This is a genomic window from Sphingomonas echinoides ATCC 14820, assembly GCF_000241465.1.
GTDB lineage: Bacteria > Pseudomonadota > Alphaproteobacteria > Sphingomonadales > Sphingomonadaceae > Sphingomonas > Sphingomonas echinoides.
The window spans coordinates 768118-784210 of record NZ_JH584235.1 but is presented as its reverse complement, the minus strand read 5'-3'; the positions used below and the strand labels follow the sequence as shown (position 1 = coordinate 784210).

General features: G+C 65.2%; 18 protein-coding genes and 1 tRNA gene. 13 read left to right on the top strand and 6 right to left on the bottom strand.

Features of this window, described 5'->3' with window-relative positions; translation table 11 throughout:
• Together ON00_RS03670 and ON00_RS03665 are read left to right on the top strand one after the other, a co-directional pair.
• The gene (locus ON00_RS03670; protein WP_010403237.1) at positions 1 to 552 is read left to right on the top strand and encodes a hypothetical protein; all 552 of its coding nucleotides are present in this window, start codon (positions 1 to 3) and stop codon (positions 550 to 552) included.
• A 22-nt stretch (positions 553 to 574) separates the two neighbouring features.
• Positions 575 to 1918 (top strand): SPOR domain-containing protein, encoded by a 1344-nt coding sequence (locus tag ON00_RS03665; RefSeq protein ID WP_010403236.1) that lies wholly within the window; start codon positions 575 to 577, stop codon positions 1916 to 1918.
• A gap of 3 nt (positions 1919 to 1921) precedes the next feature.
• Here the strand turns inward: ON00_RS03665 and ON00_RS03660 are convergent, their stop codons facing one another.
• Positions 1922 to 3157 carry a dihydroorotase gene (locus ON00_RS03660; RefSeq protein WP_010403235.1) on the bottom strand — a complete coding sequence of 412 codons (1236 nt, stop codon included), beginning with the start codon at positions 3155 to 3157 and terminating at the stop codon, positions 1922 to 1924.
• Positions 3154 to 4140: an aspartate carbamoyltransferase catalytic subunit gene (locus ON00_RS03655; protein WP_010403234.1), complete on the bottom strand. Its 987-nt coding sequence runs from the start codon at positions 4138 to 4140 to the stop codon at positions 3154 to 3156. The genes ON00_RS03660 and ON00_RS03655 overlap by 4 nt, the downstream gene beginning before the upstream one ends.
• A gap of 148 nt (positions 4141 to 4288) precedes the next feature.
• On the opposite strand from ON00_RS03655, the gene ON00_RS03650 reads away from it, so the two are divergent.
• Positions 4289 to 4702 carry a hemerythrin domain-containing protein gene (locus ON00_RS03650; protein WP_010403232.1) on the top strand — a complete coding sequence of 138 codons (414 nt, stop codon included), beginning with the start codon at positions 4289 to 4291 and terminating at the stop codon, positions 4700 to 4702.
• Here ON00_RS03650 and ruvX read toward each other — a convergent pair.
• Positions 4699 to 5163, bottom strand: a complete 465-nt coding sequence (gene ruvX, locus ON00_RS03645) for a Holliday junction resolvase RuvX (protein WP_010403230.1) — start codon at positions 5161 to 5163, stop codon at positions 4699 to 4701. The two genes, ON00_RS03650 and ruvX, sit on opposite strands and share 4 nt — an antisense overlap.
• Positions 5164 to 5278: 115 nt before the next feature.
• Positions 5279 to 6382 carry a DUF3089 domain-containing protein gene (locus ON00_RS03640; RefSeq protein WP_010403229.1) on the bottom strand — a complete coding sequence of 368 codons (1104 nt, stop codon included), beginning with the start codon at positions 6380 to 6382 and terminating at the stop codon, positions 5279 to 5281.
• 39 nt (positions 6383 to 6421) lie between these two features.
• Here ON00_RS03640 and ON00_RS03635 point away from each other — a divergent pair, with 39 nt between their 5' ends.
• The 8 genes from ON00_RS03635 (at position 6422) to ON00_RS03600 (ending at position 13693) form a co-directional block, all read left to right on the top strand.
• The gene (locus tag ON00_RS03635) at positions 6422 to 8305 is read left to right on the top strand and encodes a DUF4153 domain-containing protein (protein WP_010403227.1); all 1884 of its coding nucleotides are present in this window, start codon (positions 6422 to 6424) and stop codon (positions 8303 to 8305) included.
• A 37-nt stretch (positions 8306 to 8342) separates the two neighbouring features.
• Positions 8343 to 8645 (top strand): Asp-tRNA(Asn)/Glu-tRNA(Gln) amidotransferase subunit GatC, encoded by a 303-nt coding sequence (gene gatC / locus ON00_RS03630; protein WP_010403225.1) that lies wholly within the window; start codon positions 8343 to 8345, stop codon positions 8643 to 8645.
• Positions 8645 to 10129 (top strand): Asp-tRNA(Asn)/Glu-tRNA(Gln) amidotransferase subunit GatA, encoded by a 1485-nt coding sequence (gene gatA / locus ON00_RS03625; RefSeq protein WP_010403224.1) that lies wholly within the window; start codon positions 8645 to 8647, stop codon positions 10127 to 10129. The genes gatC and gatA overlap by 1 nt, the downstream gene beginning before the upstream one ends.
• A 70-nt stretch (positions 10130 to 10199) precedes the next feature.
• Positions 10200 to 10478: an AbrB/MazE/SpoVT family DNA-binding domain-containing protein gene (locus ON00_RS03620; protein ID WP_010403223.1), complete on the top strand. Its 279-nt coding sequence runs from the start codon at positions 10200 to 10202 to the stop codon at positions 10476 to 10478.
• The gene (locus ON00_RS20075; protein WP_029622410.1) at positions 10475 to 10885 is read left to right on the top strand and encodes a type II toxin-antitoxin system VapC family toxin; all 411 of its coding nucleotides are present in this window, start codon (positions 10475 to 10477) and stop codon (positions 10883 to 10885) included. Before ON00_RS03620 ends, ON00_RS20075 begins: the two co-directional genes overlap by 4 nt.
• Positions 10882 to 12363, top strand: coding sequence for an Asp-tRNA(Asn)/Glu-tRNA(Gln) amidotransferase subunit GatB (gene gatB, locus ON00_RS03610; RefSeq protein WP_010403221.1), 1482 nt, complete (start codon positions 10882 to 10884; stop codon positions 12361 to 12363). Before ON00_RS20075 ends, gatB begins: the two co-directional genes overlap by 4 nt.
• A 35-nt stretch (positions 12364 to 12398) precedes the next feature.
• The gene (locus ON00_RS03605; protein ID WP_010403220.1) at positions 12399 to 13244 is read left to right on the top strand and encodes a hypothetical protein; all 846 of its coding nucleotides are present in this window, start codon (positions 12399 to 12401) and stop codon (positions 13242 to 13244) included.
• 68 nt (positions 13245 to 13312) lie between these two features.
• Entirely contained in the window at positions 13313 to 13693 is a 381-nt protein-coding gene (locus tag ON00_RS03600) for a hypothetical protein (RefSeq protein WP_245535528.1), read from the top strand.
• Between the two features lie 68 nt (positions 13694 to 13761).
• On the opposite strand, the gene ON00_RS03595 is transcribed toward ON00_RS03600, so the two are convergent.
• Complete coding sequence (locus tag ON00_RS03595; protein ID WP_010403218.1) at positions 13762 to 13974, bottom strand: hypothetical protein; 213 nt, start codon at positions 13972 to 13974, stop codon at positions 13762 to 13764.
• Positions 13971 to 14150, bottom strand: a complete 180-nt coding sequence (locus ON00_RS03590; protein ID WP_010403216.1) for a hypothetical protein — start codon at positions 14148 to 14150, stop codon at positions 13971 to 13973. The genes ON00_RS03595 and ON00_RS03590 overlap by 4 nt, the downstream gene beginning before the upstream one ends.
• A gap of 131 nt (positions 14151 to 14281) precedes the next feature.
• On the opposite strand from ON00_RS03590, the gene ON00_RS03585 reads away from it, so the two are divergent.
• A tRNA-Leu gene (locus ON00_RS03585) sits at positions 14282 to 14366 on the top strand.
• A 61-nt stretch (positions 14367 to 14427) separates the two neighbouring features.
• A partial coding sequence (gene tig, locus ON00_RS03580; RefSeq protein WP_010403214.1) for a trigger factor occupies positions 14428 to 16093 on the top strand: 1666 nt, incomplete at its 3' end.

Here is a 16093-nt window from a genome sequence, read left to right as displayed (position 1 = left end):
ATGAACATGTTCGGCCAACAAAAACCGCTCGCCTCGCTGTCCTCGACGCTGCTCGCACGCAAGGGCCAGGCCAAGCCTGCGATGCGCCCGCAGGGTTTTGGCGGGTTCGGCACGATGCCGGGCGCGCAGGATGATCTCGGCTGGAACGACATGGGTGGCGATCATCCGCCGGTGGTGGAGCCTGCGCCGATCGTGGCGGCAGTCCCGCCGGTCCCGGTTCCGCCGGTCCTGATCCAGCGCGAGGTGCTGCACGAAGAATTTGCCGCGCCCGAGCCGGTCGAGACCGCACGCCCGATCGCGATGAAGCCGGTATCGGTCGCCACCGCCAGCCGGATCGAACGCGAAACCAAGAAAAAGCATGGCAAGAGCCGCCCGAAATCGGCCTTTACGCTGCGGCTCGATCAGGATCGCCACCTGCGGCTGCGGCTGGCCAGCGCGCTGCACAATGCGTCGGCGCAAACGCTGGTCACCGAAGCGCTCGACCATTTCCTGCAATCCCTGCCCGAAGTCGAGGATCTGGTGCGCCAGCTCCCGACCCGGGCGAAGCGCTGACAACCCTGAAGGGGGAGATACGATGAAGACTCGGTCCGCCATCACTTTCGGTCCCCTGACATTGGGGGTCGCGCTCTGCCTCGCTGGCGGCACGCTTGCCGCCGTCACCACCGCGACGATCGCCGCAGCCAGCGCGCGCGCGCAATCGCGGGCGGAAAAGCAAGGGCGTGAGGAATTTGCGGCTGCGCAAGCCGCGCTCTCACATGGTAAATTCGACGTTGCGATTCGGCATGCCGAGGCCGCGGTTGGCGATCAGCCGCAGGTTGCGGCCTATCGCCTGCTGCTTGGCCAAAGCTATCTGAAGGGCGGCCGCTTTGCTTCGGCGCGCGATGTGTTCGCCGATGTGCTGACGCTCGACGATGGCAACGGGAAGGTGGCGCTGAACCTGGCGCTGGCGCAAATCGCAACGGGCGATTGGGCTGGCGCGCGCAAGACGCTCGACACCCATGCGGCGACGATCCCGGTCGCGGATCGTGGCCTCGCAATCGCGCTGGCGGGCGATCCGGCGACGGCGGTCGAAGTGCTGGGGCCCGCCGCGCGCGCACCCGAGGCCGATGCCAAGATCCGCCAGAACTTTGCGCTGAGCCTGGCGCTCGCCGGGCGCTGGCGCGAGGCGCAGACGGTGGTGGCGATGGACGTCGCCCCCGCCGATGTCGCCAGACGCATCCTCGATTGGTCGACCTTCTCGCGCCCGACTTCGGCGTCGGATCAAGTCGCGACCTTGCTTGGCGTGACGCCTGTGGTCGACCCCGGCCTGCCGGTCGCGCTCGCCTTGAATGGCCGTCCCGCCGCAACGGCGATGGCCGCAGCCGAAGCCCCGGTCGATGCCTTCATGCCCGGCAAGCCCGAAGCTGCGCCTGCACCGACGCCAGCACCGGTCGCGGTCGCCGCAGTCGAGCCGGACGCGAAGCCGGTCGTTGGGCCGAGCATCGCCGGTGTGGTGTTTGCTGAACGCAAGGAAGTCGTGCAGGCGTTGCCCGTCGCGGTTGCCAACACCCGCGCAAAGCATGGCGCGGTTGCGCCGCGCGCGGCCGTCGCCGTTGCGGTCACCTCGACTCCGCGTGCTGTCGCCAAGGGCAGTTTCTATGTCCAGCTTGGTGCCTATCAGACTGCGGGCGTCGCGCATGACGCCTGGGGCCGCGTTTCGCGCCGCTTTGCCGGTTTCGCCGGACACACGCCGCAGGGCATGAGCGTCACGACCAAGGGCAAGAGCTTCTATCGCTTGTCGGTCGGCGGGTTCGCGCGCGGCGATGCGGTGGCGCTGTGCCTGGGGTATCGCGCGACGGGCGGAAGCTGCTTCGTGCGCGCAGGTGCCGGCGATCAGGTCGCGATGTGGGCCAAGGGTCGCGAACTGGCGTCGCGCTAAGCCTTATGCCGGCAAGGGGAGCGCGTTGCCGCCCTTGAACACGCGCACCACCTTGCCCTGAACCGGCAACCCGTCGAACGGCGTGTTGCCGGCCTTGGCGTGCAGGCGGCTGCCATCGACTTGCCATGGCGCTTGCGGATCGAGCACGATCAGATCGGCGGGCGCGCCGATGGCGAGCGTGCCGGTGGCCACGCCCAGCACGCGTGCCGGATTGGCGGCGAGCAAGGCGAACAGCCGCTCGATCGTAATCGTCTCGTCGCACACCAGCCCCAGCCCCAAAGCGAGCAGCGTCTCGGCCCCCGCCATGCCCGATGCCGAATCGGCGAAGGGCAGGCGCTTTTCTTCGGGCCCATGCGGATCATGGCCCGAACAAAGCACGTCGATCGTGCCATCGGCCAAAGCCGTCAGCGCCGCTTGCCGATCGCTTTCCGAGCGCAGTGGCGGCGACAGATGCGCGAAGGTGCGGAAATCGCTCATCGCAATGTCGGACAGCATGAAGTGCGCGGGTGTGATGCCGCACGTCACCCGCACGCCGCGCCGCTTGGCCGCGCGGACCAGATCGAAACCGGCGGCGGTCGTGACTTGGCGAATGTGCAGTGCAGCCCCGGTTTCCTCGGCCAGCATCAGGTCGCGCGCGATCGCCAGCGGCTCGGCAATGGCGGGGGCGGCGGGCAGGCCCATGCGCGTCGCGGTTTCGCCCGCCGTCGCCACCGTGCCCGCCGTCACGCCGCCATCTTCGGCATGGGTGATGACGGCGAGGCCCAGGTCGCCCGCATAAGCCAGCACTTTGCGCATCACGCCCGAATCTGCGATCCAGCGTGCACCGGTGCCGACCGCGCGCGCGCCCGCATCGCGGTTGATCGCCATTTCGGCAAGATCAGTGCCCGCCAGCCCGCGCGTTGCCGCCGCGATCGGGTGAATCCACAGGCCGGGGCGCCCGATCAGCGCGGCGCGCTGCACGATGCCGGGGTCGTCGAGCACCGGCGACTGATCGGGCATCAACCCGACGCGGACGATGCCACCGGCATGGAAAGCGGGCAGGTCGATCGCGAACACGCCCAGATCTACGATCGCCGGGGCCAGCACCAGGCCGCCACAATCGATCGTCTCGATCCCTTCGGGCACTTCGATCAGGCCGGTCGCGACGATCGTGTCGCCCTCGATCAGCACGCCGCCCGCCGAGACGCCCGCAACCGGGCAGACCAGCGTCGCGTTGAGCAGGGCCAGCATCCGGCTCATGCCCAGCCCGCCACGCCGCGCGAGCGCCGCGTCAAGACGTCCAGACAGGCCATGCGCACCGCCACTCCCATTTCGACCTGTTCGGTAATCGCCGAGCGGGCGTGATCGGCCACGACCGAATCGATTTCGACGCCGCGGTTCATCGGACCCGGATGCATCACCAGCGCATCGGGCTTGGCGCGCGCGAGCCGCTTTTCGGTGAGGCCGTAGCGCAGATGATATTCGCGGTTGGAGGGGACGAAGCCGCCATTCATCCGCTCATTCTGCAAGCGCAGCATCATCACGACATCGGCACCCTCCAGCGCTTCGTCGAAATCGGTGAAGGGGGTGACGCCCATCCGCTCGATCGCGGCGGGCATCAGCGTGGTCGGCGCGCACACGCGCACTTCGGCAGCGAGCGCGGTCAGCGCGAGGATATTGGAACGCGCAACGCGACTGTGCAGCACGTCGCCGCAAATCACCACGCGCTGCCCCGCGATTGCGCCGCGCCGCCGTCGGATCGTCAGCGCATCGAGCAGCGCCTGCGTTGGATGTTCGTGCTGCCCGTCACCGGCGTTGAGCACCGGGCAATCGACCTTGCCCGCGATCAGCCGCACCGCGCCCGAGGACATGTGGCGAATGACAATCACGTCGGCGCGCATCGCGTTGAGCGTCATCGCCGTGTCGATCAGCGTTTCGCCTTTCTTCACCGAGCTTTGCGCCGCGTGCATGTTGACGACATCGGCCCCCAGGCGCTTTCCGGCGATTTCGAAAGACAGCAAGGTCCGCGTCGAATTCTCGAAGAAAGCGTTGATCTGGGTCAGCCCGCCGAGTCGCTTGTCGCTGATCGCGCGCGTGCGATTGGCGGCGACCCAGCCATTGGCCTCATCGAGCAGAAACACGATTTCGTGCGGCTGCAATCCCTCGATTCCGGTCAAATGCCGGTGCGGGAACACGGCACGCCCGGGGATGAGCGAGGCGGGGCGGTGATCGGAGGGCTGCATCGAGAGTGCCGGGTAGCGGCGCCCGCGCGCGGTGACAAGGTGGGCCTTTCAATCCGTCGCGCAAATGATAATGTTTGATAATATTTCATTAGGATAGGAACGATACGCAGACGTAACGTCGGTTTGGACGCTGGGGCGGGGGATCGTATTGATTAAGCGTGCGGTTCTGTCCGACGAGCATCGCGAACTCGAGGCGTTGGCAAAGCGTATCTTGGTCGAGGTCGGGGGCGATGGCCCGAGCGTGGAATTGTCGTCGCTGCGCTGGCGGCTCAATCGCGTGCTGACCAAGCACCTCGCGCTGGAGGACCAACTCCTGTATCCGATTTTACGCGCGAACCCGGTGACGGCTTCGCTGGCAGAGCAAGTGCTAAAGGAGGTTGGCGGGACCGCAGCCACCTATGCGGCATATCACGCGGCGTGGCCGATCGAGCGCATTCAGGAGGATTGGGAGGCGTTTCGCGCGGCAACACGCGATGTCATGACCGTGCTGCGGCGACGCATTTTGCGCGAGGAGCGCGATCTTTTCCCACGCGCCTCCTGGCCCGGGGCGGACGGCCGCTAAACCGCCACCAGCGCATCGATCGCGCCCTGCAAAATATAGGCCGCTGCCATCTTGTCGACCAGTTCGGCGCGTTTGGCGCGGCTGGCGTCCTGTTCGATCAGCGTGCGCGTGACCGCGACGGTCGACCAGCGTTCGTCCTGCAGGAAGATCGGCAGGCAGAGGTCGGCCATGTTGCGGGCAAACGCGCGGCTCGATTGGCTGCGCGGGCTTTCGCTGCCGTCGGAGAGGTTGAGCGGCAGGCCGATGACGATGCCCTTCACTTGCTGCGCCGCGATCAGCTCGGCGAGCGCGAGTTTGTCCTTCTGGAACTTGGTGCGGCGGATGAGCAAAGCGGGCGAGGCGAAGCTCCACCCGGCGTCGCACAAAGCGGTGCCGATCGTCTTGGTGCCGACATCGAGGCCGATCAGGCGACCACCGGCGGGGAGGGCTGCGCGGAATTCGGTGCGGTCGGTGGTGATCATGCGCACCTTCCGTTCGTGCTGAGCGTGTCGAAGCACAGCTCTCCACACGCGACCGGTCCGCTTGCGGAAACGGGCCCTTCGACAGGCTCAGGGCGAACGGGGCGGGGGGGCGGCATCATTGCTTGTCGAACGCCGCCAGCCGCCGTGCCGCGTCCGCCCGCACGTTCGCCCAGAACAGGCTGTAGTCATAGACGTGGTAATTGTTGCCGGGCAGCACATAGCCGCCGAGCGCGGGCGGGGTGCCGATCAGCAACAGGCCGCGCGCATCGCAGCGCGCTGGGACGCGCCTGGGTTCGATCGTCGCGCTGGCGAGATCGGGGGCGGGGAACAGCGTGCCGAGATTGGCTTCGGCGGGGGCGGCGGCATCGGGCGTGCCGGTGAGCGGGTTGGTGCAGATCATCGGCGTGCCGCGGCGCGGTTTGCCATCGGTGCCGCTGCTGGCGGCATAAGCATCGAGGATCAGCGCGGGGTCGGCAGGCTCGGCGAAGCTCTGCCACGACAGCAGGCACCCGGCCTGATCGGCGGTGCGGCATTCGGGCAAGCCGAGCGTCGGCACATCGACGGTGCGCGAGACCGGCCAGCCGATGAGATAGGCCGCGACGATGCGCCGGGCGAGCGGCTTGCCCGCGACCTTCTCCCGCAACAGCCGCAGCAGATGCAGTGCGCCTTGGCTGTGCCCGGCGAGGATGATCGGTCGATCGCCCGCTTGCGTAAGGAAGGCGTCGAAGGCGGTGGCAACGTCGCCATAAGCAAGGTTCAGCGCCTGGTTGGCGGCGGCTTGCGTCGTCAGGAACGCACCGAAGGTCGCCTGCCGATAGCGCGGTGCCCAGACCGCGCCGACTTGGTTGAACACGCTCGCCTGCGCGCGGAGGAACAACTCGGCGCGGGCATTGGCCTCGGCATCGTCGAGCGGCGCATTCCAGCGTGCGCGGTTGAGGTAGGAGGTCGGGTGGATGAAGAACACCGCCGCCTTGCTGTCCTTGCCCGGGGTATAGCCAGCCGGGGTCCACAAGGCAGGATTGCCGGGCTTGTCGGGCCGCGCCAGCCACATATCGGCGCGGCCATAAGCGGCGGCGGGCTCGGGCGGCAGGGCGACGAAGGCGGCGCGCGGCACCATCGCCAGCCGGATCAGATCGACGCCCCAGATCGCATAAGCGAACGCGCCCGCGATCACGAGCACGATCAGGACCGCAAAGGCATAAAGGAATTTGCGTGCCACGCGCGGGGTCAGCCTTTCTGGAGGAGCGATGCACTGGTCATGCGATTTCCGTGCAGCAGGACGACGGCGCTTGCAATCGCCTTGGCGCTGGCGTTCCGTCCGGCGCGACTGTTGGGGAGCATGGCGATGGACCGATCGGGCGATTTCGAAGCGGATGCGGGATGGCGGTTGCGGCCGCTGATCCTGGCCATCGTGGGCGCGCTGGCGGCACTGGTGGTGCAGCAGTTGCTCGATGTCGGTGGTCCGGTTCGCTATCCCGCGATCGACCCGGAAAATTGGCGAATCGCGTTGGCGACGGCGGTTGGCACCGGCGCTGCCAGCTTTGGCTTCGCGCTGGAGCGGCAGCGCGCGCCTTGGGCGGTGCTGTTCGGACTGGTGGTCGGCGCGGTTGCCGGGCTGGTGTTCTACTGGAATGGCGGCGGCTGGGGCCTGTGGCATGACTGGCACAGCGCCAGCCTGTTCCTGTCGATCGCGATCGCGGTGCCCTTGTTCCAGACCGCGCGGAACGAGGCGGCGTGGCGATTTCCCTATGCCGATGTCCACGGCAATGCCTGGACCAATGTCGTCTTGTGGTGCGCGTGCTGGCTGTTCACCGGCGTCGTGTTCGCGCTCGCGTGGCTATTGTCATCGCTGTTCGATCTGATCGGACTGCATTTCCTGCGCGATCTGTTGCAGCACAATTGGTTCAATGCGCTGTTGGTCGGCGCGAGTTTCGGGGCGTCGCTCGGGTTGCTGCGGGAACGCGACGGGGTGCTGCGGCTGCTGCAGCGCGTGGTGACCGCGGTGTTGGCGGTGCTGGCACCCGTGCTGGGGCTGGGGCTGCTGGTGTTTCTCGTCGCCTTGCCGTTCACCGGGCTGAATGCGCTGTGGGAGGCGACCAAATCGACCACGCCAATCCTGCTGAGCTGCGTCATCGGCGCGCTGATCCTGGCCAATGCGGTGATCGGCAATGGCGAGCAGGAGGAGTTGCGCAATCCGGTGTTGCGTGTCGGCGCGATGGTGCTGGCGCTGGCGACGCTGCCGCTGGCGGTGATTGCGGCGATCGCGACGGGCCTGCGCATCGATCAATATGGCCTGACGCCGGACCGCTTGTGGGCGGTGGTGTTCGTTGCTTTGGCCACGGCTTATGGTGTCGCGTATCTCGTCGCGCTGGTGCGGGGGCGGATGCACTGGGGTGCGTGGGTGCGGCCGAGCAATTTGCGGCTGGCGTTCGTCGTCGCGGGTGTCGGGCTGGTGCTGGCGACGCCGCTGCTGAGCTTCAATGCGCTGTCGACTGCGGACCAGGTCGCGCGGCTCGAATCCGGCAAGACGAGCCCTGAAAAATTCGACTGGGCGGCGCTGGCGTTCGATTTCGGTGATCCCGGCAAGGCGGCGCTGAAGCGGCTGGAAGGATCGAAGAATGCGGTGATCGCGGCGCGGGCCAAGGGGGTGTCGAGCAAGACCAATCGCTGGGACGTCGCGGCGATCGACCGCACGCAGACCGACGCGGATCTGCTGGTGAAGCGGTTGCGCGTGCTGCCGGTGGCGGTGCCCGTGCCGCTCGCTTTGCGGACCCAGCTCACCGATTGGCAGGGGTGTGGCACGGATCGAGAGGATCGCTGTATGCTACTTTACACGCCAGGTGCCAGCGAGGCGGTGTCGCTGTCGCAAAGGTGCATCGACAATCTCGCGCGCAATCCCAGAGAAAAAGGCGTGCGGGGTGTTCCGGTGATCTCGGACGCGCGACCGGGCTGCGGCGCGGCGCGCTACCAACGGACGGGCAACACATGGGAGCGTCTCGATGAAAACGCGCAAGCCCCGCTCACGCCCGCCGAGCGCGCTGCGCTGAAAGCCGGGGATGCCGCAGGCAAGGTGGAGATCCGCGCCGTGCCCGCGCGGCGCGTCTTTGTCGGGGGCGTTCCGGTCGGCGATCCGTTCGAATAGGTTGCGCAAGGCTTGGGCGCTCTGCTAGCCGCGATCCATGCCAGTCGACATCGCCACCGTCCGCAAGATCGCGAGTCTTGCCCGTATCGCCATTACCGAGGAAGACGCCGCGCGCATCGCGCCCGAGCTCGACAACATCATGGGATGGATCGAGCAATTGGGCGAGGTGGATTGCACCGGCGTCCAACCGATGACCGCAGTCATCCCCAACCATCTGCGCCTGCGCGACGATGTCGTGAATGCCGATCCGCTGACTGGCGGTGGCATTCGTGACGCCGTGCTCGCCAATGCGCCCCAGGCCGAACACGGTTTCTTCACCGTGCCCAAGGTGATCGAATAATGACCGACCTTACCGATCTTGGCGTAGCCGCCATCCGCGATGGCGTGCGCGACGGCAGCTTTTCCGCGCGCGAAGTGGCCGAGGGCTTCATTGCCAACGTCTCCGCCGCCACGGCGCTCAACGCCTTCCTCGTCGAAACCCCCGATCATGCGCTGGCCGCCGCCGACGCCGCCGATGCCGCGCGTGCCGCTGGCGAAACGCTGAAGCCGCTGGCGGGCGTGCCGATCGGCATGAAGGATCTGTTCTGCACCAACGGCGTGCCGACCACCGCCGCCAGCCGCATATTGGAGGGGTTCACCCCGCCTTATGAATCGACCGTCTCCGCCAATCTGTGGAAGGCTGGCGCGGGGATGCTGGGCAAGCTGAACCTCGACCAGTTCGCGATGGGATCGTCGAACGAGACCAGCGCGTTCGGCAACGTGATCTCACCGTGGCGGCGCAACACTGGCGATACCGCGCCGCTCGCGCCCGGTGGGTCTTCGGGCGGGTCGTCCTCGGCGATCGCGGCGCGGCTGTGCCCGGCGGCGACCGGCACCGATACCGGCGGATCGATCCGCCAGCCCGCCGCCTTTACCGGCATTTCCGGCATCAAGCCGACTTATGGCCGCTGCTCGCGCTGGGGCACGATCGCCTTTGCCTCGTCGCTCGACCAGGCCGGACCAATGGCGCGCGACGTGCGCGACTGCGCGATCATGCTCGAGGCGATGGCCGGGTTCGATGCCAAGGATGCTACTTCGCTCGATTTGCCGGTGCCCGCCTGGGAAGCGGGATTGTCGGGCGATCTCAAGGGTAAGCGCGTCGGTATTCCCAAGGAATATCGCGTCGACGCCATGCCGCCCGAGATCGAGGCATTGTGGCAGCAGGGCATCGAGTGGTTGAAGGATGCGGGGGCGGAGATCGTCGAAGTCTCGCTGCCGCACACCAAATATGCGCTGCCGGCCTATTACATCATCGCGCCCGCCGAAGCCTCGTCCAACCTCGCCCGCTATGACGGCGTGCGCTATGGCTTGCGCGACTTGCCCGAGGGCGCAGGCTTGCAGGACATGTATGCCGCCACCCGCGCCGCCGGTTTCGGTGACGAGGTGAAGCGCCGCATCATGATCGGCACCTATGTTTTGTCGGCAGGCTTTTACGACGCGTACTTCACCCAGGCTTCGAAGGTCCGCACGCTGATCGCGCGCGATTTCGAACAGGCTTGGGCCAAGTGCGACGTGCTGCTGACCCCGACCGCCCCTTCCGCCGCTTTCGCGCTGGGCGAGAAGTCGTCCGATCCGATCGCGATGTATTTGAACGACGTGTTCACCGTGCCATCCTCGCTCGCTGGTTTGCCAGCGATGAGCGTGCCGGGCGGGCTGGACGGGCAGGGGCTGCCGCTGGGCTTGCAGATCATCGGCAAGGCGCTGGATGAGCAGAGCGTGCTCAACGCGGGACTCGCGATCGAGCAACGCGCGGGCTTTACCGCACGCGCGGAGCGTTGGTGGTAGCGTGAATGCCGCTGACCGAAATTCACGGAGCAATGTGGACGGTATTACGCGAAAATGGTAATACCCGCCTATGAGCAAGGTGAGCAATCTCACGGTCAAAGGCCAAGTCACCATCCCCAAGGATGTTCGCGACGCGCTCGGGCTTAAGCCGAATGAACCGGTCGAGATCGATTGGCGGGGTGGAGACGAAGCGGTGATTCGCAAGCCGAAGCTGGATCGCGAGGCTGAAGTGCAGCGCCTGATCGCCGAGATGCGCGCGGCATCCGATCGCTTCGCGCATCTTCGTGAGAACCGGTCGACCGATGAGATCATGCAGGACATCCGTGGCGACGATCCCTTCCTGTCGTGATTCTTGTCGATACCAATGTGTTGATCGATCTGCGGGATCGCGATCCGGCATGGGAGCCGTGGTCGATGCGCGCGGTCGCGCTGGCGCGGCTTGCAGGGCCTGTCGGGACGACTGCGGTCACCGTTGGAGAGCTTGCCTCACGTGGGGGTACGCTGGTGGAGTTGCGAGAGCTGTGCTCGGCGTTCGGGATTCCGCTCTTGCCGTTGAGCGTTGCTGGAGCGTACCACGCCGGACAGGCGCACCGCGCCTATCGGGCTGCGGGGGGTGGGCGCGAGAAACTCCTCGCCGATTTCCTGATTGGCGGCGAGGCCGAAGCCCTTGGCGCACAATTGTTAACACGTGACCCTCGCCCGTATCGCCGTTATTTCCCAGACCTGACCCTTATCACACCCGAGACCGACGCATGACTGAATCCCCCTACACCATCCGCGGCGAAACCGGCGACTGGGAGGTCGTGGTCGGCCTCGAGGTCCATGCGCAGATCACCACCAACGCCAAGCTCTTCTCGGGCGCGGCGACCGCGTTTGGTGCCGAGCCCAACACGCAGGTGTCGCTGGTCGATGCTGCGATGCCGGGGATGCTGCCCGTGCCCAATCGCGAGTGCATCCGCCAGGCGGTGCGCACCGGCATGGCGATCGAGGCGCAGATCAACCGCTGGTCGCGGTTCGACCGCAAGAATTATTTCTATGCCGATTTGCCGCAGGGCTATCAGATCAGCCAGCTTTACCACCCGCTGGTGGGCGAGGGCGCGATCGACATCAGCCTGGACGACAAGAACCCCGACGCGCACGGCAAGCGCATCGGCGTCGAGCGTATCCATGTGGAGCAGGATGCCGGCAAATTGATGCACGATCAGCATCCGACGCGCTCTTATGTCGATCTCAACCGCTCGGGCGTGGCGCTGATGGAAATCGTGTCGAAGCCCGACATGACGTCTCCTGCAGAGGCAGGGGCTTATCTGCGTAAGCTCAGGTCGATTCTGCGCTATGTCGGGTCGTGCGACGGCAATATGGAAGAAGGCTCGATGCGCGCCGACGTCAACGTTAGCGTGCGCAAGGCGGGCGAGCCGTTCGGCACGCGGACCGAGACCAAGAACGTCAATTCGGTGCGCTTCGTGATGGCTGTGGTCGAGCAGGAAGCGCGCCGTCAGGTCGAGGTGCTGGAGGATGGCGGGCGCATCGTCCAGGAAACGCGGCTGTACGATCCCGATCGCAACGAAACCCGCTCGATGCGCTCGAAGGAAGATGCGCACGATTACCGCTACTTCCCCGATCCCGATCTGTTGCCGCTCGAACTCGACGAGGCGTTCCTTGCCGAATGTCGCGCGTCTTTGCCCGAACTCCCCGACACCAAGCGGCGGCGCTATGAGGCGCTCGGCATCACGCCCTATGCGGCGGCGGTGCTGACGGCGGAGGTCGAGGCAGCACGCTGGTTCGATGCACTGCTCGATTGCGGCGCAGCCCCGGTCGCGGCGGCGAACTGGACAACGTCGGAGCTGTTCGGCGCGCTCAACCGCACCGGCAAGGACATTGAAAACGCGCCGGTCAGCCCGACCCAGGCCGCCGAACTGCTCGGCCTGATCGCCGATGGCACGCTGTCGAGCACGCTCGCCAAGCAGGTGTTCGAAATCATGCTCGAAACCGGGCAGGGTGCCGCCGCCGTGGTCGAGGAACATGGCCTCAAGCAGACCAGCGACACCGGCGAAATCGAACGCGTCATCGCGGAAGTGATGGCCGCCAACGAAGACAAGGTGGCCGATTATCGCGGCGGCAAGGACAAATTGTTCGGATTTTTCGTCGGCCAGACGATGAAGGCAATGGGCGGCAAGGCTAATCCGGGCGTGGTGAATGAAGTGCTGAAGAAAGCGCTTTCGCAACCGGAATAACCCGCTTATTGTATTCCTCATTCCGGGGGGATGAGATGATCAGGAAGGTCTTTGCGCTGTGCGCAGGTTGCTTGGCGTGGGCGTCTGCAACTGCGCAGGTGTTCGACAATCATGCTGTCATCGCGTTGCGGGAAGCCGGTTTGGGTGAAGCAACGCTTCTGACTAAGATCAACAGTTTGCCCTGTGCATATGACGTCTCAACCGATGGTCTGATCTCGTTGAAGAAGGCCGGTGTCACGGATCCCGTGATTGCGGCCATGGTGAGCCGTTGTATTGCGTCCTCGCGCGCGCAGGGGATCGACAATGGTTCGATGGACCCGCTCGTCAAACACGCGCCCGGTATCTATCTCGCGCAAGATTGGCTGGCCGACCAACGCGTTGTGCTTCTGCGGCCAGCCACGGGCAGCGGGACTCGGACGACGGGTAACGGGAGTGTCCTGTTTCCGCTCAAGTCGATGCTGACCTTGCCGCAACCTGCCAGTCAGTATCATGCGCTTTCTAAGCGGCCGACTTTCTATTTCTACTTCGACACAGCCGACAGGAATGTCAGCGATTTCGGCGTGGAGCGGTCTGTCGCCGCGCAGTCGCCGAGCGAGTTCAGCCTGGTCCGCTTTCGAATCAAGGGAAATGCACGGGAGATCGAGGTCGGACGGCTTTCCGCCTACTTTTCCATAAGCTTGCGTAAAGGGGTGAACGCCAAAGACACGACCGCATTTGTGGCGACCGAGGTCGGGGACGGGATTTTCAAGGTCAGCGCGTCGGATGACATGCCGCCCGGGGAATATGCTTTTATTTTTTCCGGGGAGAGCGGACGTTCGCGCGTGTATGATTTTTCGGTCGCACCCGAGACTGGTTCCGCGAAGGTAGCGGCTCCGAAGTAAGTGGCGCTTCACCGTGAGTCCGCTGTCCATAGAATATGAATTTGTGCGTCTTTGCTGGTGATCCGGCAATGTTAACGGCCAGTGATACTGGCTTTTTGTATCTGGGGGAGGAATTTGTGAAGATTCGATTGGCTGTTGTTTTTCTTTCGGCGCTTGTGGCTGGATGCGCATCCACTCAAACTGTTCTGAGCGGGCCCGTGACGGAAACCTTTCACTCGCCGCAATCCATGAAGGAAGTGGCGTTTTGTCTGGCGAACAAGAACAATACTGCAGCACTCGAGCAGGAGGATGGCTCGCGGGTCGTTCTCATCAAGAATGGCTATGGTGGGGTGTCGCTGGCTTTCTCGATTTATCCCGAAGGCACGGGTAGCCGCATCGATTACAGAAAGAAATTTGGAACGATCGGCGGCGTCTGGAAGCAGTGCGTCGGCAAGACCTCTGCAAACTAAATCGAGTGGTCGCGTTTGTGTTGCGAGGTGCGCCTGCGTTCGTTGCGGGCGCACCTCGTTTTTGACGGTTACTGCCCGTCATCCCCTTGATTCTTCACCACCCCACCCGTTCCGCCGACACCATCGGGCATCCCGGCGGAGGTGAAAGCATCAGGCTCCTTGCCGCCTTCGCCGCGCTCGACGGCATCCTTGCGGGCTTCGACTTCCTGCTGGAGGTCGCTGCGCGGGTCGGTGTCGTCGCGGGGATCGTCGAGCGGGCCCTTGTTGATATCCGCGCTCATGCGAAATCCCCCGTCAGGCCGGTGTCGGTTGGCTGGAACGGTTCGTCGCCCGGCGTCGCATCGGGGGCCGGAAAGTCCACGTCGGGCGTCGGGCTTGGCAATTCGGTCGGCACCGGGTCGGGCTGGCCGGGCTGGCTCGGGAAAGGGGGCAATTCGGTCGGGGGCGTGCTGGCCATGATGATTCTCCTTTGTCCGGAACAACGCGCGAGCATCGTCGGCGGTTGCGCAATATAAAGCCAGTCTGTTTGCGCGCTTGCCCCCGGCCATAGGGCTGGTATAGACGCGCCCCACACCGGCGGTGTCCCATGCGGGCGTGGCGGAACTGGTAGACGCAGCAGGTTTAGGTCCTGCCATCGCAAGATGTGGGGGTTCGAGTCCCTTCGCCCGCACCAGGCCGCTCGTGGCAAACGGGCGGTAGCCATCAGAAATTCCTGTAAAAGGCACGACTTGAGTATGCAGACTGTCGAGACGTTGAACGAGGGGCTGAAGCGCGCCTACACGCTGAAGATCACCGCGAAGGACATCGATTCGCGTGTGGACGCCGAACTGAAGCGTGTCGCGCCGACGGTGCGGATGCCCGGCTTCCGCCCCGGCAAGGTTCCCGCGAACCTGGTGCGCAAGATGCATGGCGAGGCGCTGATGCAGGATGCGCTCAACACCTCGATCCAGCAGGGCATCCAGGACCTGATCGCCGAGCACAAGTTGCGCCCCGCGCTGCAGCCCTCGGTCAGCCTCGATGACGGCTATGAACTCGGCAAGGATGCCGATGTGAAGGTCGAGCTCGAAGTGCTCCCTGACGTGCCGACGCCTGCGATCGACAATCTGAAGCTGGAGCGCCTGACCGTTCCCGCAGACGAAGCTGTCGTGCAGGAGCAACTGCAGAAGTTCGCCGACCAGCAGAAGCGCTGGGAAGAAGCCGATGCGGCCTATGACGCCAAGACCGGCGATCTCGTCGTGCTCGATTTCGTCGGCAAGGTCGACGGCGTCGCGTTCGACGGTGGCACTGGCGAGGACATGTCGGTCGAAATCGGCTCGGGTCGCCTGATCCCCGGTTTCGAAGAGCAGGTCGTCGGCGTGAAGGCCGGTGACGAGCGCCAGATCAACGTGACCTTCCCCGAGGATTATCAGGCCAAGGAACTGGCCGGCAAGGCCGCGACCTTCGACCTGACGGTCAAGACGGTGAAGACCGCAGGCGAGACCAAGATCGACGACGAACTCGCCACCTCGCTCGGCCTGCAGAGCCTCGAGCAGCTCACCGGTTTGCTCAAGGGCCAGATCGAGCAGGAACTGAACGGCCTGACGCGCACCCACATGAAGCGCAAGCTGCTCGACCAGCTCGCCGAGGGCCATGATTTCGAAGTGCCGCCGTCGATGGTCGAAGCCGAATTCGAGCAGATCTGGCAGCAGCTTCAGCACGAAGCGACGCATGAGGAAGATCCGGCGGCAGCACTCGCCGAGATGGAATCCGAGCGTGACGATTACCGCAAGATCGCCGAGCGCCGCGTGCGCCTGGGCCTGTTGCTGAGCGAAATCGGCCAGGCCAACGGCGTCGAAGTCAGCCAGCAGGAAATGAACCGCCTGATCGCGCAGGCTGCGCAGCAATATGGCCCCGAGGACCGCAAGCGCTTCCTGCAATACATCCAGCAGGAGCCGATGGCGGCAGCCCAGCTCCGTGCGCCGCTGTACGAAGACAAGGTCGTCGACTTCCTGTTCGAAAAGGCCGAAGTCAGCGACCGCGAAGTGACCCGCGCCGAGCTGGAAGCGGCGATCGAGAGCGAAGAGGGCTTCTCGACCGGTACGCACACCCACGACCACGAAAACCACAAGCCCAAGGCCGCCAAGAAGGCCGCGCCGAAGAAGGCCAAGGCTTCGGCGGATGACGCCAAGGAGCTGGAAGCCGCCGACATCGAACCGGCAGCGCCTGGCGATGAGCTGGTCGAAGCCGAGCCGGTGAAGAAGGCCGCGACCAAGAAGGCCCCCGCGAAGAAGGCCGCTGCGGCTGAACCCGCCGCCGAAGCTGCTCCGGCCGAAGAGGCTGCTCCGGCACCCGCAAGAAGCCGGCCGCCAAGAAGAAGCCCGCCGCCGATACTGCGGAATAAGCCAAAAAGCCCCTCCCCCT